The organism is Capnocytophaga granulosa ATCC 51502, from assembly GCF_000411115.1.
In the GTDB taxonomy this organism is placed as follows: Bacteria; Bacteroidota; Bacteroidia; order Flavobacteriales; family Flavobacteriaceae; genus Capnocytophaga; species Capnocytophaga granulosa.
Genome location: NZ_KE150253.1, coordinates 239,774 through 261,257 on the forward strand (window position 1 = coordinate 239,774; position 21,484 = coordinate 261,257).

Here is a 21,484-nt window from a genome sequence, read left to right on the forward strand (position 1 = left end):
AATGACCGTCAAATAAAAACATGTTGATTATCAATTGGTTAAATTTTAAAAGCCCGATTCTATCAAATGACCGTCAAATAAAAACGCTGTATAGAGTCATGGGTATTTCTTGCAAAAGTACAAATAAAAAGTAAAAAATAAAACAGAAAATGGGAAAACTTTTATAAGCCCTATCGGCATTAATCATTAAAAACTATTTGCTCCTTTCAAAAAAAATAACTACCTTTGTAGCTCACTGCGAGAAATACAATATTTAAATTTACTATAATGAAGAATTACGATGTAATTGTCATAGGAGCAGGACCTGGAGGTTATGTAGCTGCTATCCGTTGTGCTCAGTTAGGAAAGAAAACCGCTATTGTGGAAAAATACAATACACTAGGAGGGACTTGCCTTAATGTGGGCTGTATCCCTTCCAAAGCACTATTGGACTCCACTCACTTGCTTGATGATACTCATAAGCATGCACCTATACATGGAATAGAAATTTCGGGAAATATCAATGTGGATTTTCCAAAAATGGTAGAGCGTAAGCAGGCCGTAGTAGACCAGAATACACAAGGGATCAACTTCCTTATGAAAAAGAACAACATAGATGTATTCCATGGAAAAGCTTCATTTGTCTCTCCTGTTGAACTACAAGTACAAGGAGCGGATAATGAAACGCTTTCGGCAAAAAACTTTATCATCGCAACTGGCTCTAAACCTTCTGCTTTGCCCTTTATCACTATTGACAAAGAACGTGTAATTACCTCCACTGAAGCCTTAAGCCTTCGTGAGATACCCAAACACCTAATTGTCATAGGAGGAGGGGTGATAGGTTTGGAACTTGGTCAAGTATATCTCCGTTTAGGAGCTCAGGTATCTGTAGTGGAATACGCTCCAAGTATTCTTCCTACTATGGATGCAGCCATAGGTAAGGAGCTTAGTAAAGTGCTTAAAAAACAAGGATTTGAAATCTATACCGATAGCAAAGTAAAAGAAGTTACCCGCACGGGCAATACCGTTACTGTAAAGGCCGATGGCCCTAAGGGCGAGATTGTTCTGGAAGGGGATTACTGCTTGGTGGCTACCGGGCGACGTCCTTATACTGAAGGCTTAGGTCTTGATAAAGCAGGGGTACAACTCAACCAACGTGGACAAATAGAGGTCAATGAACACCTACAAACCTCAGCAGCACATATCTATGCTATTGGTGACGTGATCCGTGGGGCAATGCTCGCCCATAAGGCAGAAGAGGAGGGCGTATATGTAGCAGAACTCTTGGCAGGAGAAAAACCACATGTGAATTATGATCTTATCCCAGGGGCGGTATATACCACACCTGAAGTGGCTGCGGTAGGAAAGACTGAGCAACAATTACAAGCCGAAGGACGCGCTTACAAAGTAGGGCAATTCCCTATGCGTGCCTTGGGTCGTGCCCGTGCCAGCTTGGAGACTGATGGATTTGTAAAAGTCTTAGCCGACGCCACTACCGATGAGATTCTCGGCGTACATATCCTCGGAGCGCGTGCTTCCGATCTTATAGCTCAGTCGGTTGTAGCTATGGAATTTCGTGCCAGTGCCGAAGATATTGCTCGTATCTGCCATGCACACCCTACCTATAGCGAAGCTGTAAAAGAAGCCTGCTTGGACGCTACTGGTAAGAGGCCGATACACATGTAGTTAGTGACAAATGACTAATGATAAATGACAAGTGACTAGTGATTATACCATATTAGGATTAGTCACTAGTCACTTGTCATTAGTCATTAATTTAAAGTTTTTTCACCCCATGTTTTTTTGCCCAGCCTGTACGGCCATCGGCTGATTTGAGTTTGTACCATTCTTGGACTTGGTCTAAGACTTCTACTTTGGTACCTTCGTGTAGGGCAAAGACTTCTTTACTATAGGTATTGGGTTGCTCATAGAGGCGTACTTCCTTATCAAAAAGTATCGCATAATGATTGGCTCCCGTATATTTGTTTACTGTTCTACCTAAAAAGAAACTACCTACCGAAACAGCTAAAGCCACTAGCATCAGGGTAAAGAAAAGGCGCTTGTAAATAATCTTCCCAAGGAAATAATAACAGAAGAAAAAGCCAACAAAAAGGCACATGCTACCCACAGCCCATACCCCCCAACCATTGGGAGAGTTCCAGCGGCTAAGAGTGGCCACGACTTTCTGTGACCACATCTGAGGCAGGGGAACAATCTCGTCCAAGGCCATTTGCTGGGCATATTTTAGATTGGTTTGTATGGCCTTATCTTCAGGGGCAAGTTGCAAGGCTTTTTCATAGTAGTAGATACTATGGGCTACCTCCTCCTGCTTGTAGTAGGCATTGGCCAAGTTGTAGTACAAACTGGCAGAAGCCTTACCCTTGGAGAGTATTCGCTGATAGTTATCAATAGCCACCTGATAGTCTCCACGATTGTAGGCACTTCCTGCCTGTGCGAAAAGCTCTTCATTGCTAAGTTGCGCCTTACCTTCATAGGGAAAAAGGTAAAGGATAAAGGGTAAAAAATATAATAGGTACTTCATAATTTATAAAAAAGGTAAAGTTTTTACTTTTTACCGTTTACTTTTTACTTTATTATAGGGAGATGATGCCTTCTATTTTTCCAGCTTCCTTATAGTAGGCGATGACCTCATCGGGGTCTTGAACTTTAAGGCGTATGGAGTAGGCGGTATATTTCCCTGTAGAAGAAGGTTTTTCTTCTATAGAGGCGGTAGTGCCAGCAAATACGGCTCTTATAGCAGCTCTTTTTTCTTCTCCTGAAGGGAGAATAAACTTATATAGGTATTCGGCAGGGAATACAGTGGTTTTTTCTAATTCTGATTTTAGTTTGGTGTAAAATTCTTCTACTTCTTGATTTGTCATTTTTGTTAAGTATTAGTCGTTAGTGATTAGTGATTAGTGGTTAGTTGTTAGTTGTTAGTGATTAGTTTGCTTTGCCGCAAAAAGTATGCCAAAAGCATCTCACACCCAATTTGTCACTTTTGAGCCACACCCAGCTGTGAACACTCGCTGGCTTTACTTTTCACTCAAAGAGAAAAGGCTCCCTTTTGGGGAGCACTTTTCAAAAAGATATGTAATGTCCAAAACCTAATTACATGGAGTTGATTGTACTTTGTCTCTATAGAGAGCTTGTTTTTGTGCTGCTGAGTCAGCATTACCGCCACCTGCAGAAAAAGTAATACCAGCCTTGATTATTTTTACCTTATCTTCTGGTACGGCAATACACTCTATATGGTTAGGTGCTTGAGAGTTTTCTGATATGATTATTCTCTTTAAGTTGGCAAAGCCGCGTAGGTCTAATTTCTTTACATTATAATTTTCCTTGATAGTTACCTTCTCAAGACTTGTTCCTTCTCCTGTAATGGTAGCCATAGTACCTCCTAAGGTAATTTCCTCAAGCTCAGACATACCTGTAAGATCCAGGGTAGTAGCCCCCTGAGGGAAAAGGTCTAGTTTCTTTAGCTTAGTAAAGCGTTCTAATCCTGTAAGATCTGTCACATCATTACTTATAGAATAATCTTCTCCTATGAGATCTGTTATTTTATCTACATCAGACTGAGTAAAGGGATCTTTATAGGTGCGATTTAGATAGGTAGTACCATCTATAGCTTTGAGTTTTCTAAATATTAATCTTCTTAGATTTTCATTTGGCACATTGACCACTGTATTATCTTGGGGTCTCCCTCCTGAAATAGAGACATATACAGAAGTACCTTCAGCATCGTTAAGAGCATTTACAGCTTCATCTTTCACATAGATCTTAGTTACTCTCTTATTTGTTCTATCTTTAGGGTTACAAGTTCCACATACTCTCATAATCTGGACTTTACCTGCATTGGTTTCAAGTCCTTTAATAGAGGTGAGATTTAGCTCTCCTACGATATTATTCCCCATAAGGTTAATAGCAGTAAGTTCGGTAAGTCCATCAAAGAAAGTTGCTGGAAGTGCTGTAAGGTTATTCCTTTCCAAGGAAAGTTCCTTAAGAGCAGTAGCTTCTGTGATGGTAATATTCTTTAAGTTACCATTGACTATACTTATACGGGTAAGTTTAAGGGAACTCTTTACTTCTAACTCTTCTAAAGTGGTATTGGTTATATCCAATGTTTCCAAATTAGGGAAGTTTGTCAAAGAGAGTTTACCATTAGTAAGTGTATTCGTTTTATCTTTTCCAGGGAAGATACGCAAGGCAGAAATATTCTCAAATTTCTCTAAACCTTTTAGTGACTGTACGCCTGCTAATTCTATATCAATACGTCCTGTATAGGCCAATGCTTCAGAAATACTGATTCCACCATCACTATTCTTATCAGGGCCTGTATTTCCCATTCCTATAATGGCCGTCTTTACTACTGGGTCAAACTCTATATACTGATCTACCTCTCCTGTAGCAGTATATTTGTTAGTGTGCTCAGAGGTGTTCAGGGCGGTAGCCTTGTGTACATCGGAAACTATGATTTTCTCCACCTGAGGATTGTTACCGCCCCCTACAATATTTACTTTCCCATTCTGCAAATTGGGCAATTTGGAGAGATCCACTGTTCCCTCAAGTTGGTTACCTGTCAGGTCTAACTGCTTAAGAGCAACTAGTTTGTCCAAATATACAGTTTTGAGTTTGTTTCCTTTAGCTTCCAATACAGTTACATTGGTAAAATGTTCTATCCCGTCCAAGGAAGAAATATCAGCGCTGGATACTCTAAGGGCTTGTACAGCTTTGGCTTCTGAGGCGCTTATTTTTCCATTTCCGTTGGTATCTACACTTCCTCTATTGTTACCAGTAGTAAGTAAAGCAGCCTTGAAGTTAGGATCTTTGATGACAATTTCACCTTCTATGTCTATCTCCTGCCAGTTGCCATTTATCTTCTGATAGACTTTATCATTGGTAGAATTGATAAAATAATCTTTTTCTTCTCCTTTATCACTTCGTTCAGGTGCTCGCTTACCCGAATAGACTGTATTTCCTTTCTTAAAACCTACTAAGGAACCTATAACAGTCCAACTACTTTTCCCTGCCCGCTTGTAAAGTGTTCCTGCATTCTCATCATAATAATATAAAATGTCATTATCCTTAGGCGCATTGGGGCTTATTATATTAGTAGTTGCTCCTGTACCTGAGCCTCCATTAGAACTAGGATCCTCTTTGTCCTTGTTACAACTTACGGAAAGGGTTGCTGCCGAGAGTAACGATAATGCTAATAGTGTGTGTAATTTTTTTCTCATAATTAATTAGTTTTGCTTAACATTACAATAATCATTTTTTTGTCTTAATTAGTTTTTTTACATGGGGCAAATATAAGAATTTTTTTATAACCTACCAAATAGTCTCTCTCTATCAGCATAAAAGTTTTTAAAAAATGGGTTTATCAACTAAGTTATTAACTGTCTTATAAAGTATATATAAAGATTTCTTTAACAAGAAGTGTTTATTATGCTGTACATATATGGACTTTTATTAAGAAAATAGGGGGTAAAGCCCCCTTTCAAGAGAAATTATGCACAATTGGTGATTCTTTGTTAATAACCCTATTATTTTTGCCATTTTTTAATCCAATCAGCAAGGGTCGCTGACCAATCATCACGGTCATTTAGGCAAGGGATGCAGTTATAACTTTCCCCTCCGTGCTCTAAGAAGGTCTCTTTGCCTTCCATGGCAATCTCCTCAAGGGTTTCCAGGCAGTCGGCCACAAAGGCAGGTGTTACAATGGCTAATTTCTTCACCCCTTTTTGGGCGAGTTGTTCTAAGGTAGCATCGGTATAGGGTTGTAACCAAGGATCACGCCCTAAGCGGGACTGAAAGGAAGTACCATAGCTACCTTGGGGCAGTTGTAAGGTATTGGCAATGGATTGAGTTAGCGCATAGCACTGATGCCTATAACAGTACTGATGCGCAGGAGAGAGTGTATTGCAGCAAATATCGTTGATCTGGCAATGCTCACGGGTTACATCGGACTTATAGATATGCCTTTCGGGAATCCCATGGTAGGAAAAAAGTAGGTATTCGCCCTCCTTATAGTACTGCTTGATAGAGGTAGCCAATACCTCGATATACTCAGGCTTATTATAGAAAGGAGGTAGCTCTGAAAGGGTGATGTGAGGATATTTTTTCTTGATGATTTTATGCGCTAATACAGAAATGGTCTCGGTAGTGGACATAGCGTATTGTGGGTAAAGGGGCACCAATAGGATTTCTGTTACGCCCTTTTGAGAAAGCGCCTTGATTGCTTCAGCAATCGAGGGTTTTCCATAACGCATGGCCATCTCAACAGGGATTGTAAGTTGTGTTTGTACTTTTTGAGTAAGGTTGCGGGTATGGATAATAAGGGGCGAACCCTCTTTAGTCCATACTTTCTGGTAAGCAGCAGCTGATTTTTTAGGACGGGTACGTAAGATAATGCCTTTGACTAGCAAAGCACGGCTTAAGTAAGGCAAATCTATCACCCGTGGATCCATCAGGAACTCATCCAAATAGGCACGTACGTCCTTGACAGCCGTGGAATTAGGTGAGCCCAAATTGACCAAAAGAACACCTTTTGACATTCGTTTGAAATTTGCCACAAATATACGTACTTTTTTATATTTTTTCCTATTTCTTCTATTTATTTTTTCTATAGTGAAAATTATTACCTTAGGCCTTGTAAATAATTCCTATGTTAAGTTAGAAAAGAAAACCTACCAGGGGATAAGCAAAAAGAAATTGCCCCCTAGAGAACAGGAGGCAATATTCAGCAATAAATAAAATGGAAAACTATTTTTTTAACAAATCTCTGATCTCAGTGAGAAGTTCCTCTTGAGTAGGGCCAGCAGGTGCAGCAGGCGCTTCCTCTTCTTTTTTCTTAAATCTATTGATGCCTTTAACCAATAAAAATAGTGCAAAGGCTACAAATAAGAAGTTAATTACTGCCGCTAAAAATTTTCCATAGGCTACGCCATTCCAGATAAGGGCGTCGAGCTTATCCACCTGAGCAGCTTTCAGCGCAGGGGTAAGTAGTAGAGGCGTGATCACATCGGCTACTAAGGAAGATACAATGGCACCAAAAGCAGCCCCAATGATTACCCCTATAGCCAAATCAACTACATTGCCTTTTACAGCAAACTCTTTGAATTCTTTTAAAAATCCCATAAATAACAATTTGTTTAAATTCTGCGGCAAAAATAGAATATTTATTTGATATAACAAAGAAAATTTACAAAATATAGAAAATAAGTCCAATATTGAGTAGATAACTCTGCAAAGAGGTTCCACTTTGGGTATAGGTATCCCTAAAGAGGGGGCGTAGGCCGTACTGTACATATATATTCCACGTATTGTGCCCTATGGCGGCATATAAGCTGCACTGGAAGCCCTTGAGCACTTCGGGGTGGAGTGTATAGCTTTGGGATTCGCTGCTGAGCTTATAGCCAGAGGAGAAGATGAGGGAGGGCTTCAATCCCGCATAGATACGCCAGAACTTATGGGTATAGGGGGTGGAGGTACGCCAGCGAAACTCTATAGGGAAATCCACGGCATACTGTTCGTAATAATTCTTTTGGATATGTTCGTCCTCAATGGATACGATGTCATACAATAAGCCATTACTCCCTTCTTGGGCTTTGAGGTTGATATAAGTAAGCTGATAGGAAAGGCCGACTCCAGCAGCCAAACCTATATTCCGCGCTTTATTTAAGGGAATATCTCGCTGGTAGCCTCCAAAAAGACCTCGTGAGAAACTATGTTGCTTGATATCATCGGGTTTGGAAATGAGCCAGTTATAGGTTATCCCTAAGTAAAATTGGTCTTCAAGGTAGTGAGTATCTACCTCATTGGCAACCTCTAGAGAGTCCGTTTGCGCATAGGTTGCCACAGAGAGCAGGCAACCAATCCAAAGCATATAAAACCGCATGTGCTATTTTTTATAGGCAAAAGTACAAATTTCTAATAGATAAGGTTTCTTTTTTAACAGAAAAAACGTATCTTTGCACTTGTAGAAGTGAAGAGAGAGGAGTGAAAAGTGAAAAGTGAAAAGAGAAGAGTGAAAAGTGTTTTAATTAATAGACTAACCACTAATCACTAATCACTAATCAAAAACCATTAACCATTGACAATTAATAATTAACAATTAAAAAGGTGAATATACTTAGAAGAAATCGTAGGCTACGTGTCAATGAGACCATACGTGCCTTAGTGAGAGAAACAACAGTAACCCCTAACGACTTTATCGTGCCGCTATTCGTGGTGGAAGGTAAGGGGGTAAAGGAAGAAATACCTTCCATGCCTGATTATTACCGCTATAGCTTGGATATATTGGCCAAAGAGGTGAAAGAACTATGGAGCTTAGGAATCAAGTCCGTACTACTTTTTGTAAAGGTGCCTGATAACCTCAAGGATAACCAAGGAACGGAGGCGCTCAATCCAGATGGACTGATGCAGCGTGCTATAAAGACCGTAAAGGACGCAACTCCCCAGATGCTAGTAATGACCGATGTCGCCCTTGACCCTTATTCTATCTATGGACATGACGGGATTATCAAAAATGGTGTGGTAGAGAACGATGCGACTGTATCGGTACTTGCCCAAATGAGTCTTTCGCATGTAAAAGCAGGAGCCGATTGGGTAGCCCCTAGCGATATGATGGACGGCCGTATAGAGGAAATTCGCTTGTTCCTTGACAAATACAACTTCAAGCATGCAGGTATTATGGCCTATTCAGCCAAGTATGCCTCTGCTCTCTATGGGCCTTTCCGCGATGCCTTGGACAGTGCCCCTGTGGATATGGAGGATATTCCTAAGGACAAGAAGACTTACCAAATGGATTATGCCAACCGTATAGAAGCGCTCAAGGAAGCAGTTATGGATGTGGCTGAAGGTGCTGATATGGTGATGGTAAAACCAGGGATTGTATATCTAGACATAGTACGCGAGGTGAAAAATGCGGTACAAGTACCCGTTTCTGTATATCAAGTATCAGGCGAATATGCGATGATCAAGGCCGCTGCACAGCGCGGTTGGTTAGACCATGATGCCATTATGCTTGAGCAGATTTATGCTATTAAGCGTGCGGGAGCGGACTTGATTGCTTCTTATTTTGCTAAAGATGTTGTCAAACTTCTATAAATTTCTTTTTCATTCTACTTAATTTTTTTTAGATGTCCTTCTGTGGTGAAAGCCACAGAAGGTTTTTTTCTGCTTTTAGTTGTTTTTGTAAGATTATCTTTGTAGTTTTGCAGGGTAAAACTAACCCGATACAGATATGAATATACGTAAATTTGCAGGTATAGACATTGGCTCCAATGGGGTACGCTTACTTATTGCCAATGTATTAGAGGAAGAGGGCAAAGAGCCTATTTTTTCCAAGGGTAGCTTAGTGCGGGTACCTATTCGATTGGGGGCAGATGTATTCGAGCAGGGGAAGATCAGCCCAGAGAATGCTTTACGCCTTGCCGATGCCATGGAGGCCTATCGCTTACTGATGAAGGTACAAGGAGTGGAGGCTTACCGTGCTTGTGCTACTTCAGCTATGCGTGAGGCTACCAACGGGGCGGAGATTGTCCAAGAAGTAGCCCGAAAAACGGGGGTAGTTATAGAGATAATAGATGGGGCAGAGGAGGCGGCTATTATTGCTAACACCGACCTTCACAGCCTCTTGCAGCATGATAAGAACTACCTCTATATAGATGTAGGGGGGGGAAGTACAGAATTTACCGTATATACACAAGGGGCAGTACGTGCGGCCAAATCATTCCCTATAGGGGGAGTCCGCTTGCTCAAGGGCAAGGCAGACCAACAGCTATGGGACAAGGTCAAGGATTGGATTCGACTCTATACCAAAGACCTTAAAGGAATGGAGGCCATAGGCTCAGGAGGAAATATCAATAAGATATCCAAATCCATAGGCAAGCTCAAGAATGAACCGCTTACCCGACACTTCTTGGAGAATTACTTAGAGCAAATCAGCCAAATGAGCTATGAGCAGCGTATCCGTGATCTGGAACTCAACCCCGACCGTGCCGATATCCTTCCTTTGGCGCTGCCTATCTATATCAAGGCAATGAAATGGGCAAAAATCAACCATATCCTCGTCCCTAAAGTGGGACTGGCCGACGGGATCGTAAGGCAACTCTATTTAAGTAGTCAGTAGTCAGAAGTCAGTTTCTGACCACTGACTACTGACCACTATTTTTTGCTTTTCCTCTTAAGTATAGGGTCTATGATCTTAAGGTCATCAAAGGTGATAGCCCCGCGGACTACGCCTGCGATGACGTCATAGAGAGCGTTTATAATGTTGATTTTTAGCTCATTTCTGTGATACAGCAGGCTGATTTCGCGTGCTGGAGATGGTTCCTCAAAGTAGTGTAGGTTCTTCTGTTCGCTCTCAGCTAGATTGAGTGTATGTAGGTAGGGGAGTAGTGTCATACCCATACCCTCGTTGGAAAGGCGGATTAGGGTCTCGAAGCTACCACTCTTGATCTCTACAGGGATAGATTGCTTGTGTCTGTCATGATTGTTGAGTTCTTGGCAGATATTCAGCACGCTATCGCGGAAACAGTGCCCATCCTGTAGCATGAGCATATCCTTGGGGCTGAGGTCGGAGACTTTTATTTTCTGTTTTTCCTTGAGTTGGTATCGGTCATTGGGGATATAAGCCACAAAAGGCTCATCGTATAACGGGCGTTCTACGAGGTTCTTTTCCCCTAAGGGAGTAGCCACAATAGCTACATCCAGGCTCCCTTCACTAAGTTCACGGACACACTCGCGAGTGGTCATCTCCTCCACATGTAGTTCTACCTTGGGGTATTTCTTGGTGAAATTGTTCAAGAACATAGGCAGCAAGGTAGGGGCTACTGTAGGGATAATCCCTAAGCGGAAGCGCCCTCCGATAAAGCCCTTATGCTGGGCGATGATGCTCTTGATACGCTCAGATTCGTTGACAATGCTCTCGGCTTGTTTTAGGATTTTCTCTCCTACCTCCGTCACACGTATAGGCTTTTTGGAACGGTCAAAGATCAGTACGTCCAACTCTTCCTCCAATCGCTGTACCTGCATACTCAGAGTAGGTTGGGTAACAAAGCATTTCTCAGCAGCCACACTGAAATTCTTATATTGAGCAACGGCCAAAATGTACTGGAACTGAACAATAGTCATAAGATAAGTGATTTGGAATTAGAGGGCAAAAATACAATATTTAGTGACAAATGACAAGTGACAAATAATAAATATTTAGTCTCTTGTCATTTGTCACTTGTCACTACTAAAAGTCTTTCCTTTTTATCTTTCTCTGTATCATAAAGATAATGGCACAAACCCATAGGCAGAGCGAGCCTAAAGAGGCAGCGATACCTGTGGTAGAGCCGAAAAAGGACTTAAAGAAGGCACTGGTGTAGCCCATAAGTGCGGAGATGTCCAACTTCAAGAGGATAAGGATACGAGAGAGGTCTATCGGATTGGCCAAGATCATCACAAGGGAGAAGGTGTCTAGCGGATATTGGCGAAATACCATAAAGGAAATCAGGAAGATACCATCAAAAATCACTGCCATAAAGAGCCAAATAAAGATGGCCAAGCTAAAGCCCTTGATCTTGTTCTCATGATAAAGCCCAATGAGATAGGAAAAGCCTACAAAGATAAAACTAAGGAATACCCCAGTTACAATCAGCATGATAAAGTTGAATATATCCGGGGAGAGGAACAGCCCATAGAGTAAGAAAGGTACCCCCAGCCCTATGATAAGGCTCAGAGAGAGGGAGAGGGAAATCCCTAAGTACTGCCCTAAGAAGATGTGCTTTCTAGGGATAGGTTGCGCCAATAGTAGCTCTATGAACTCCCGCGCATTGTAGTAATACATCACTCCAAAAATAGTGGAAATCAAGGGGATAAGAATGATAATCACATTCATCAGGGTAATGACTGACTTGGAAATATCGTGGTTGAGAAACAGCAGTATACTACTTAGAATTAGGTAAAAACCCAAGTAGAAATACGTCCAGCTACTACGGATAAGGTCAAAGAAAGTATATCGTATAATCTTAATCATATTTTTCGTTTTTTAATAGTTCGGCAATAGCTTCTTGGAAATTGTTCTTTTGGGTGGTCTCTAGCAGTTGCTGAGGGGTACCCCTGAAGTAGATATTTCCTTCTAAGATAAAGAGAATCTCGTCGGAGAGTTCCTCTATGAAGCTGAGAATATGGGAGGTAATAAGGATGGTTTTTCCTTTCTCCTTCTCGCGAAGGATGAGCTTCTTCAGGGCTAAGATGGCGATTGGGTCAAGCCCAGAGGTAGGCTCATCCAAGACCAGTACAGGCACATCTACCATGAAGGTTAGTACCAGATTCACTTTCTGTTTGGTACCTCCGGAGAGGTTGCCCAAGGACTTATTTAGGTGCTTTTGTAGCCCGAAGAGTTCTATGAGCTCTTGTTCATGGCAAGGTAGCTTCTTGATGTTCTTGATCATGGCGATAAGCTCCTTGACTTTCAGGTTGCTGGGGAAGTTCGCTATTTGGGGCAAGTAGGAGATTTGTTCCCTATAAGCCCATTGGTTTTTGATAGATTTGCCATTGAAGAAGATGTCTCCTTTGGTGGGTATGACCATACCGAGGAAGCTCTTCATGGAGGTAGTTTTCCCAGAGCCATTAGGGCCTAAGATAGCGAAGATACCTCCATCCTTGATGGTGAAACTCACGCCTTTGAGCACTTCTAACTTGCCATATTTCTTATGGACATCTTTAAATTCAATCATTATTGAAGAGGTATTAGTTGGGGTAAATATTATTGTTTTGTTCTCTTGAAAGGCTCCATACGAGGAGTCTCATCGATAAGGTTTTCGGGGGTGAATACAGGGGCTACTTTCTCGGAGAAGTTCATAATATCAATGAACAAACTACGTAGCAGCACAATACTCTCAGGGGTTCGGTTGCTGATATAGGAAAAGAGCTTTACAGGGCGGTAAGGGACATCGCCTACTCCATCCTTATTCAGGTCATAACCTGTATAGTCGCTCCAGTAGTTGCTGCGAAACTTGTTGTCATTCACATTGTTATCATAAGCTACATCAAAGGTATTGTTGAAAAAATTATTATCCCAAAAATCATTTTGGTAACACCCTCCACGGATGCGAATCCCCCATCCGTTTTCGGTGAAGTTATTTTCGTTATACTTCATACGAGTACAATTTTCCCCATTGATACCTATAGTATTGCGATAGAAGGTATTACCTACCAGTTCGGAATCATAGAGTTCCTTGAGCAATAACCCATAGGAGGAAGGTCCCCAGTTGTCTTGGAAGGTGTTTTCTACCATTTTCACCCGTTTGGAGAACATGACGGCAGCACCAGCCCCATTTTTAGCAAATTTGTTGCGGTGGTATTCGTTGTCGTCGGAGAACATGAAGTGTAGCCCATAGCGGAGGTTTCCATGGCAGTAATTACCCTCGATATAGGATTTGGACGAGAATTGTATATAGATACCATCACGGCAGTTGGCCGCTTCATTACCAATGATTTCTATATTTTTGCAGCTCCATAGGTGTATGGCATTTCCTGAGTTGTATTGCTCCTTGGCGTTGGAGGAAATCTTGTTGTTTCTTATGATGCCATCACGTCCTTTTCTCAGAAGCACACCGAAGCATACCTGATCCATGATATTATCCTCTATAAGGAATTTCTTGGATTTGTCTAGGAGTATAGCAGCTTGTTCTTCTGTAGCTTTGAAAGGAACGTTGGCCAGGCGGAAGCCCTTAATGGTAACGCTATCGGCCTGTATTTTGAGAATACTTCCCTTGAACTGGCCATTGATCACGGGCATACCTTTTCCAATAAGGGTTAGGGGCTTGTCAAGGAGTATATTATTCTCCGGATATGTACCCTTTTGTACCTCAATAGTATCACCTTTCTTAGCAATAGCAACAGCTTGGGCAATCGTACTTATAGGACACTGAGGGCATACTTGTAGGGATTGTGCTTTCCCTAAGAGAGGAAAGCACATAATAATAAGGGGTATTAGTTTTTTTAGCATAGGTTTGATAGCGATAGTCTATTAATGGTCGTGCATGTTACCATGATCCTCATGTGCAGGGTGCTGATGCGCTTGGAACTTAGCTTGTATGCCTTGCCAGTCGTAGAGGTCGCCTCCTTTTTCAGCTTGGATTTTTTGGGCATCTTCCTTTGAGGCAAAGGCAGCCAAGTGGGCACCCATAGGGCTTTGTATCTCTTTGGAGATGAGATAAGTGGCCTTAGTAGCATCAATCAAGGTGTTCTCATGTAAGTAGTCACATACAAGGTATAGGGCTACCTTATCCTCTTGAGGGGCTTGGAGCATGCACTCTATAGCATCGTACTTGAAGGCTTTGGACTTTTGGGTAACCACTTCTGAGGCGAACTGAGGGCTTACGATGGTCATCTTGCAAAAAGAACACTCTTCCTTGCCATAATCAATAGGCTCGGCCTTGGGAGCACAAGCAATCATAAGGAATGCAAGGCTCAAAAAAAGGAATACTTTTTTCATGTTTGATAAATTAATCAAGGTTAATATATTGTAAATCAAAGGATTATAAAAGTAAAAATCATCTTAGCTTAGAGGAGTAACCCTGAAGCCAAGATGATTTTTCTTTAGAATGATTATGCTGCACACTTATTGCATTTGTTACATTTTTTAGCAACAAAGAAAGCAACCAAGGCAAGCACAGCCGCCAAAACCATAGCATAAGTACCTCCTGCAGGATAGGACTCTGCATAGAAGTTCAAAAGCTCCTTACCTCCAAAGAAAGGAGGTTGGTAAGCCATGCCTGGGATTTTGATCTGAGCGGTGTCGCTTAGGTTATGTCCATAGTCATATTCCCACTTATAGAAGTCATACATACCCAATACGCCAGCTACTCCCATAATGGCAGCCCAAACGAAGTAGAGGATTTTTTTGCCAGCAAAGGCAAAAAGTAAGCCAAGAACAAGCATACCACCGATGATCCAAGGGAAGTACTTGAACTCCCAAAAATCTTCAGCATGGATATGTTTCATTCCTATATAGTGGTTGAGAAGGTTCACATTCTCAATAGTGTGTATAGAAAGTTCGTTCTCTGGGGCAGAGAAGCTGCTCTTTCCATTAATGTCGTTGATCCAGATATACATATTGATACCTTCTGGATATTGAGGCGCATCAAGTTTGATGTGCCAGATAGGGAAAAAGAATAGGAAAAGTAGCAAAAGGGAAGCTACTACCATTAAGATTCGTGCTTTCATTTCAATTAAAATTTTGTAAAAAAGGCTGATACGAGTACCAGCCTTTTTTTGGTTGTAGATTATTCTTCATCACCACCAAGGCTCCACTTAAGCGGAGTGTTGGCGTTAGCAGCAGATACGCGAATGTATCCTTGCATTTCTTGGTGAAGGGCAGAACAGAAGTCAGTACAGTAGAATGGCCATACCCCTACTTCGGTAGGTTTCCAAACGAGGGTTTTTGTTTGTCCAGGCATGATAAGTAGTTCTGAATTTTGAGCACCCAATACAGCAAATCCGTGAGGAATATCCCAGTCTTGCTCTACGTTGGTTACGTGGAAGTATACGGTGTCACCTACTTTGATACCTTCTATGTTGTCAGGAGAGAAGTGGCTACGGATACAAGTCATATATACGTGTACGTTGTTACCTTCTCTTACCACCTTAGCGTCAGCATCGGTACGAGTTACGTAAGGGTGGTGGTTATCCTTAAGTGAGTAGATCTTAACTTGTTGATCTTTGATTTTTGAAGCTGGAATACCTTGTGCATAGTGAGGCTCTCCGATAGTTGGGAAGTCAAGAAGGAGTTCCATCTTGTCACCAGAGATATCGAACAACTGTGCAGATTGGCAAAGCTCAGGACCGGTAGGGAGGAAGCGGTCTTTGGTAATCTTGTTCATCGCAACGAGATATTTACCGAAAGGCTTACGAGAGTCTCCACCAGGAATCATAAGGTGTCCAGGAGCATAGTAAGTTGGCTTTCTGTCCAATACTTCCCAAGTACCCACTTTCCATTTGATAACTTCAGAAGAGATAAAGAAAGTAGTATAGGCATTACCTTTGTCGTCAAACTCGGTGTGCAATGGGCCAAGACCTGTACTCTTTACTACACCAGCTACTACATCATCCATTTTGATAGTTGGGATACCATATTTTTCACCATCAAAAGCTTTATTTTCAATAGCTTTTAGCATCTTAGAGAAAGAGTGTACAGTAAGGTCAGAAGAAAGTTTTCCATTACCGATGATGTATTCCCCAGTTGGGTCAACATCCACTCCGTGAGGAGATTTTGGAGTAGGAAGTAGGTAAACGAGTCCTGGGAGCTGAGAAGCATCAAGGATTTTTACAGTTTCTACTACTTCACTCTTACCTGTGTGTGTTTCATCACTGTAGGTATTGTGGTAGTGAGGAGCTTTCATTTCGGTAAATTTACCTTGTTTGATATAGTCCTCAGCTACTTTCCAGTTGATGGCAGCGATGTAGTCATAATCGTTCTGAGAAGCTTCTACTTCCAAGAGGGTGTTAGCTTCCTCAGTGTTATAAGTGGTGAAGAATACCCATCCGTGAGATTTACCTTTACCAGAGTGTGCTAAGTCGTAGTTGAACCCTGGCATAAGGATTTGGAACTCAAGGTTCATAGCACCTGAATCAGGATTGATTTTTACGAAAGAGATTACCCCTTTGAATTTGCCTTTGTAATCCTTAATAGCAACGTCTTCTTGAGGAATAGGCACAGAGAAACGAGTTCCCCCTACGATATACTCAGTATTTTCGGTAACAAAGGTAGAAGAGTGGTTACCTGCTGCGTTAGGAAGCTCTAAGATTTCTTCTGTTTCGAAAGTCTTAAGGCTGATACGCGCTACACGAGGGGTGTTATTCGCATTGATAAAGATCCAGCGGCCGTCCACTTCTCCGTTAGTTTGAGAAAGGTCGGGGTGGTGAGTGTCATCCCAAGGAATGAATCCGTGGGTAGTTTGCAAAAGGGGTTTGGTTTCTTCACTGTAACCATACGCCTTTTCTGGGTCTTGTGAGAACACAGGGATTACTTTAAGGAGTCGTCCTGAAGGAAGTCCGTAAGTGGCAAGCTGACCACTGAAACCACCTGAAAGGAAAGCATAATACTCATCGTACTCTCCTGGTGCTACATACACCCTTGAGGCAGCATCTGAAGCTCCCATAGCTCCAGACTTATTGCTATTGCTATTGTTGCCATTTCCACAACTGGCAAGAAAAGCACCAGCAACTGCCAAAGATAACAATTTGCTTGTCTTCATAAAAACAATTTATTTAAAAATATATATATATCCTTGAGGGATTACAAAGACTGCCTAAGGCTTTGCTTAAGCAGTCTTTAGGTCTTATTCTATCGTACGGAAGTACTCTAGGATAGCTCTGGCTTGTTCTTCAGTGAGGTGTTGGTTCGCCATAGGAGCTCCGTTGGCCTCAGCTAAGAGTTGCTTAGCGATAGGGTCATTGGCAATCATACCTTCTGGGTTAAGAATCATGTTCAATACCCATTCAGGAGCACGTCTTTCCAAGATACCTTTAGGTGCAGGGCCTATGAATTTCTTAGTAGGCTTGTGGCAAGCAGTACAGTTGAGCTTGAAGAGTTCTTTACCTTTTTCAGCAAGTGCTTGATCAGGAGTAGCTGCAAGAGGAGGGTTTACTGTCTTTACAGGTCCTATACCCTTATTGCTTAAATCTACATTGGCACCGCCTGCAGGGGCAGCGGGTGTTTCAGCAGGTGCAGCAGGAGCTTCAGTTGTTGTATTGGAAGTTGTGGCATTATCAGAAGCGTTGTTTTGTCCATTTCCTGAGCCACCATTACAGCTTACAAGTGCTGTAACAGCCAATACAGAGAGTGTTAGTTTTAGCGATTTCATTAAAATTTATATTTAGTATTTTATGGCACAAAGATACGAATTTTTTTTTAAAACCACATAATAAAATCCTTTTTTTTATAGTGGTAGTCAAAACTCAGTACAATGTAGTTGTGAACGAGGTAAAAAGAACAAAAAGCACAGATTAGGCTATGCTGAATCTGTGCTCTAAAGCTTCTGTGAGATTTTCAAAGTTGTTCGTCCAATATTGTAGCAAGTGGACGGCTTCTTTCTATGAGCGATCTGGCAATACCTATATTGGCTTTGTCTCTTTCCAAGACAATCACAATAAAAAACTTTCCCTTGTTAGAAATTCCAACAACAAAAGTAGCTTTGTTCGTCTCTATAAGAATACTATGGGTTTCGGTAACTCCAGCAGCAGCACATAAGGCAACCACATGCTTTACTTGATCTACAATAGTACCAAAGAGAGGAGCTACGTTGTTGGCTGTTTCTAACTGTGAATCAAATGAATAACTCCTTGCTATAATGGTACTATCAGAAGATTTGAGGATACCACAAAAACGAAAACCTGATAATTTGTTTTTCACATCTTCACAAAGGTCATTGAGAGCTTGTTGTATTTCGATACCTGTCATAAGAATTGGTTTTTTTGATATTATTCAAATGCAAATATAAGAATAAAATACGTAGAATTGGTTTTGTTTAATATTGTTTTAACTTTTATTATTTATTATTCACTCATTACTAATTTATAGACTGCCTCGTACATAGGTATGATCTTCGCCTCATCAAAGAGGGAGGCCTCCGCAAAGGCTTGTGCCTTAAACTTGGCAAGGGTTTCCTTATCGTGTAGAATCACAAGGGCATTGCGAGCCATGTCCTCTATATTGCCCACAGGGCTGAGAAAGCCTGATACGCCCTGCTTATTCACCTCAGGAATACCCCCTGCATTGCTGGAGATAACGGGTACCCCCTCGGCCATGGCCTCAAGGGCAGCTAGGCCAAAGCTCTCGGACTCCGAAGGGAGCAGGAATAGGTCGCTAGAACAGAGAATATCATTGACATCTAAGTAGTTACCTAGGAAATTGACATAGTTCTGTATTTCCAAGTCGTGGGCGAGGGCTTGGGCGTTTTCCCTATCAGGGCCATCGCCAACCATGATCAGTCGTGCTTTCTTGTGCTGGAGTACTTTGTGGAAGACGCGCACCACATCGCAGGCTCTTTTGACCTTGCGGAAGTTGCTCACATGGGTGAGGATTACCTCGTCGGGGTTGGCCAGCATGGCTCGGTGGCAGGTCTTTGGGTGCTGCTTTTTCTTTTCTATATTGATAAAATTGGGAATGACATTGATATGTTTCTGCACATCAAAGAGTTCGTAGGTCATCTCCCTTAGGCTATATGAGACAGCAGTTACGGCATCGGAGGCATTGATACTGAAATTGACAGCCGTCTTGTAATAAGGGTGGTTACCCACCAGGGTAATATCGGTGCCGTGCAGGGTGGTGATAATCTTCACGTCCAAGCCTTCTTTTTCTAGGATTTGCTTGGCCATGTAGGCTGTATAAGCATGAGGAATGGCGTAGTGGGCGTGGATAATATCTATATTGTACTCCCTTACTACCTCCACCATCTTGCTTGAGAGAGCCAGTTCGTAGGGCTGATAACGGAACAAAGGGTATTCCTCCACATACACCTGATGTAAGTGGATATTCTTATGGAAAGCAGAGAGCCTTACAGGCTGTCCGTAGGTAATAAAGTGTATCTGATAGCCTTTTTGGGCAAGGGCGACCCCCAACTCAGTGGCAACCACCCCACTTCCACCAAAAGTGGAATAACAAACAATAGCGATGTTCATTTTTATAGTTGTTAGTCATTAGTCATTAGTCACTTGTCATTAGTCACTTGTCATTAGTCACTAAAGCTGTATCTGGCTTGTGCCGTTACGTGCATATCGGCAAAGTCTTTTTGTAAATATTTGAAATAGGCGGCAATACCGATCATAGCGGCATTGTCGGTACAGTATTGGAACTGGGGGAGGAAGACCTCCCAGTGGTATTTTTGAGCGTATTGCTGGAGCGTTTTCCTCAGACCAGAGTTGGCACAGACGCCACCACCTATGGCCACTTGGCGGATACCTGTCTCAGTTACTGCCTTCTTGAGCTTGCGCATAAGGATTTCAATAATGGTATATTGTACCGAGGCACAGATGTCGGCCATGTGCGTTGGGACAAAATTGGGATCGTCCTTTTCCTGTTTTTGGATAAAATAGAGCACCGCCGTTTTCAGTCCTGAGAAACTGAAATTCAGCCCCTCTACCTTTGGAATAGGGAAGGGGAAGGCATGTGGATTACCCTGCTGGGCATATTGGTCAATGAGTGGGCCTCCTGGGTAGGGGAGTCCTAATAGCTTGGCTGTCTTGTCAAAGGCCTCTCCTGTGGCATCATCTTGGGTTTCCCCTAGCACTTCCATAGAAAAGTAATCATTCACACGAAGGATTTGGGTATGTCCGCCGCTTATGGTCATGGCCAAAAAGGGGAAGGAGGGTTTGCTCTGGCCTTCGTCAATAAAGTGGGAGAGGATATGCCCCTGCAAGTGATTGACTTCCACTAGAGGAATCCCCAAAGAGAGCGCCAAGGACTTAGCGAAAGATACGCCCACCAGTAGGGAGCCTTGTAGCCCTGGCCCACGGGTAAAGCCAATGGCCGAGAGTTGCTCCTTAGCCACTCCTGCGCGCTGCAAGGCTTGATGCACCACGGGAATGATGTTCTGCTGGTGGGCACGGGAGGCCAACTCAGGCACTACTCCACCATATTCCTCGTGTATCTTTTGGCTGGCAATGACATTGGAGAGGACTTTATCGCCCAGCATAACCGCTGCCGAGGTGTCATCGCAAGAGGATTCTATAGCCAATATATAAGGTATATCTGTCTGCATAAAAGAGGCTTGTTTTCAGAAGGCGAAGGTACAAAAAATAAGAATTAGAACAGTGTCACAATCCCGATCCCGATATGAGGCATGAAGGAGGTACGTTCAATCTCTACTCTGTCTTTTTCATAGTTTCCATAGATGGCATTAACCCCTAAAGAAATATAAGGCTTGGTACGCTCGCTGGCTAAGGAAAGGAAATAAGTCTGTACCTCTGTGCCTGCTCTGAAGAAGCCCCAATCGGCAAGGGCGTCCTTATCGGGGCCGCCTATAAGTAGGTGGGTTTGGGAATGTAAGGCTATTTTCTCGCTGGTATAAAACCTGAAATTACCATTAAGTCCAAAGCCTGTGCTAAAGGAGCGTGCTTTCTCGTTGCGCTCATCATGGAAAGCAATATGACCAAACTCTACAATAAAGCCTAAGCGGAATTTCTCAGAAAAGCGATAGCCTATGCCCAAGTCTAAGTTGATTTGTCGCATAGCCCATTCATTTTTTAGAAAGTTACTCCCAAAAGACAACTGATCCTCATGGTAGATGCCCCTTTGGGCAAAGCCAATATGGCCTAAGCATAACGCCAAAGTGGAGAACAAAATTTTCTTCATAAAATAATTGTTTATGTTTTTGATGGGGGCAAAGATAATAAAAATAATTGTTATTTTTTTCTTTTTGAAAGACAAATGAATCATTTTTTGTTGTACTTTTGTGCCAAATTTCGTACTATCTTCTTGCCAGAGAGGAAGAAGACAAAAAAAGAGCAA

21 protein-coding genes are annotated in these 21,484 nt (G+C 42.1%); 3 read left to right on the forward strand and 18 right to left on the reverse strand.

Annotated features, from left to right (window positions below; translation table 11 throughout):
* Positions 1-267 precede the first annotated feature (267 nt).
* Positions 268-1,665, forward strand: coding sequence for a dihydrolipoyl dehydrogenase (gene lpdA, locus HMPREF9331_RS06100; protein ID WP_016420132.1), 1,398 nt, complete (start codon positions 268-270; stop codon positions 1,663-1,665).
* A 91-nt stretch (positions 1,666-1,756) separates the two neighbouring features.
* On the opposite strand, the gene HMPREF9331_RS06105 is transcribed toward lpdA, so the two are convergent.
* From HMPREF9331_RS06105 to HMPREF9331_RS06130, 6 genes are all read right to left on the reverse strand, one after another.
* Entirely contained in the window at positions 1,757-2,521 is a 765-nt protein-coding gene (locus HMPREF9331_RS06105) for an SH3 domain-containing protein (RefSeq protein ID WP_016420133.1), read from the reverse strand.
* 52 nt (positions 2,522-2,573) lie between these two features.
* Positions 2,574-2,861, reverse strand: a complete 288-nt coding sequence (locus HMPREF9331_RS06110) for a DUF493 family protein (protein ID WP_016420134.1) — start codon at positions 2,859-2,861, stop codon at positions 2,574-2,576.
* 225 nt (positions 2,862-3,086) lie between these two features.
* Complete coding sequence (locus HMPREF9331_RS06115) at positions 3,087-5,216, reverse strand: leucine-rich repeat domain-containing protein (RefSeq protein ID WP_016420135.1); 2,130 nt, start codon at positions 5,214-5,216, stop codon at positions 3,087-3,089.
* 306 nt (positions 5,217-5,522) lie between these two features.
* Positions 5,523-6,533, reverse strand: a complete 1,011-nt coding sequence (gene hemH / locus HMPREF9331_RS06120) for a ferrochelatase (RefSeq protein ID WP_040357141.1) — start codon at positions 6,531-6,533, stop codon at positions 5,523-5,525.
* Positions 6,534-6,741: 208 nt separating this feature from the next.
* Positions 6,742-7,116: a large conductance mechanosensitive channel protein MscL gene (gene mscL, locus HMPREF9331_RS06125; protein WP_009640844.1), complete on the reverse strand. Its 375-nt coding sequence runs from the start codon at positions 7,114-7,116 to the stop codon at positions 6,742-6,744.
* Positions 7,117-7,180: 64 nt separating this feature from the next.
* Positions 7,181-7,876, reverse strand: coding sequence for a porin family protein (locus HMPREF9331_RS06130; protein WP_016420138.1), 696 nt, complete (start codon positions 7,874-7,876; stop codon positions 7,181-7,183).
* Between the two features lie 224 nt (positions 7,877-8,100).
* Here HMPREF9331_RS06130 and hemB point away from each other — a divergent pair, with 224 nt between their 5' ends.
* Together hemB and HMPREF9331_RS06140 are read left to right on the forward strand one after the other, a co-directional pair.
* Entirely contained in the window at positions 8,101-9,087 is a 987-nt protein-coding gene (gene hemB / locus HMPREF9331_RS06135) for a porphobilinogen synthase (RefSeq protein WP_016420139.1), read from the forward strand.
* A 136-nt stretch (positions 9,088-9,223) separates the two neighbouring features.
* Complete coding sequence (locus HMPREF9331_RS06140) at positions 9,224-10,111, forward strand: Ppx/GppA phosphatase family protein (protein WP_009640774.1); 888 nt, start codon at positions 9,224-9,226, stop codon at positions 10,109-10,111.
* A gap of 35 nt (positions 10,112-10,146) precedes the next feature.
* Here the strand turns inward: HMPREF9331_RS06140 and HMPREF9331_RS06145 are convergent, their stop codons facing one another.
* The 12 genes from HMPREF9331_RS06145 to HMPREF9331_RS06200 all read right to left on the reverse strand — a co-directional run bounded on the left by HMPREF9331_RS06145 (position 10,147) and on the right by HMPREF9331_RS06200 (position 21,328).
* On the reverse strand, positions 10,147-11,115 hold the full coding sequence (locus tag HMPREF9331_RS06145) for a hydrogen peroxide-inducible genes activator (protein ID WP_016420140.1): 969 nt from the start codon (positions 11,113-11,115) through the stop codon (positions 10,147-10,149).
* 106 nt (positions 11,116-11,221) lie between these two features.
* Positions 11,222-12,004: an ABC transporter permease gene (locus HMPREF9331_RS06150; protein WP_009640825.1), complete on the reverse strand. Its 783-nt coding sequence runs from the start codon at positions 12,002-12,004 to the stop codon at positions 11,222-11,224.
* Positions 11,997-12,707: an ABC transporter ATP-binding protein gene (locus tag HMPREF9331_RS06155; protein WP_016420141.1), complete on the reverse strand. Its 711-nt coding sequence runs from the start codon at positions 12,705-12,707 to the stop codon at positions 11,997-11,999. Before HMPREF9331_RS06155 ends, HMPREF9331_RS06150 begins: the two co-directional genes overlap by 8 nt.
* 29 nt (positions 12,708-12,736) lie before the next feature.
* A complete protein-coding gene (locus tag HMPREF9331_RS06160; protein WP_234945857.1) occupies positions 12,737-13,981 on the reverse strand; it encodes a nitrous oxide reductase family maturation protein NosD in 1,245 nt (414 codons plus the stop codon).
* A gap of 21 nt (positions 13,982-14,002) precedes the next feature.
* Positions 14,003-14,470: a nitrous oxide reductase accessory protein NosL gene (locus HMPREF9331_RS06165; RefSeq protein ID WP_016420143.1), complete on the reverse strand. Its 468-nt coding sequence runs from the start codon at positions 14,468-14,470 to the stop codon at positions 14,003-14,005.
* Between the two features lie 113 nt (positions 14,471-14,583).
* Positions 14,584-15,201, reverse strand: coding sequence for a hypothetical protein (locus HMPREF9331_RS06170; RefSeq protein WP_016420144.1), 618 nt, complete (start codon positions 15,199-15,201; stop codon positions 14,584-14,586).
* Positions 15,202-15,260: 59 nt separating this feature from the next.
* On the reverse strand, positions 15,261-17,231 hold the full coding sequence (gene nosZ, locus HMPREF9331_RS06175; protein ID WP_016420145.1) for a Sec-dependent nitrous-oxide reductase: 1,971 nt from the start codon (positions 17,229-17,231) through the stop codon (positions 15,261-15,263).
* 84 nt (positions 17,232-17,315) lie between these two features.
* Complete coding sequence (locus HMPREF9331_RS06180) at positions 17,316-17,840, reverse strand: c-type cytochrome (protein ID WP_016420146.1); 525 nt, start codon at positions 17,838-17,840, stop codon at positions 17,316-17,318.
* 185 nt (positions 17,841-18,025) lie between these two features.
* The gene (locus HMPREF9331_RS06185) at positions 18,026-18,436 is read right to left on the reverse strand and encodes a hypothetical protein (RefSeq protein ID WP_016420147.1); all 411 of its coding nucleotides are present in this window, start codon (positions 18,434-18,436) and stop codon (positions 18,026-18,028) included.
* A gap of 95 nt (positions 18,437-18,531) precedes the next feature.
* Positions 18,532-19,656, reverse strand: a complete 1,125-nt coding sequence (gene bshA / locus HMPREF9331_RS06190; protein WP_016420148.1) for an N-acetyl-alpha-D-glucosaminyl L-malate synthase BshA — start codon at positions 19,654-19,656, stop codon at positions 18,532-18,534.
* 53 nt (positions 19,657-19,709) lie between these two features.
* The gene (gene tsaD / locus HMPREF9331_RS06195) at positions 19,710-20,735 is read right to left on the reverse strand and encodes a tRNA (adenosine(37)-N6)-threonylcarbamoyltransferase complex transferase subunit TsaD (protein ID WP_016420149.1); all 1,026 of its coding nucleotides are present in this window, start codon (positions 20,733-20,735) and stop codon (positions 19,710-19,712) included.
* A gap of 44 nt (positions 20,736-20,779) precedes the next feature.
* Positions 20,780-21,328 carry a hypothetical protein gene (locus tag HMPREF9331_RS06200; RefSeq protein ID WP_016420150.1) on the reverse strand — a complete coding sequence of 183 codons (549 nt, stop codon included), beginning with the start codon at positions 21,326-21,328 and terminating at the stop codon, positions 20,780-20,782.
* Positions 21,329-21,484 lie beyond the last annotated feature (156 nt).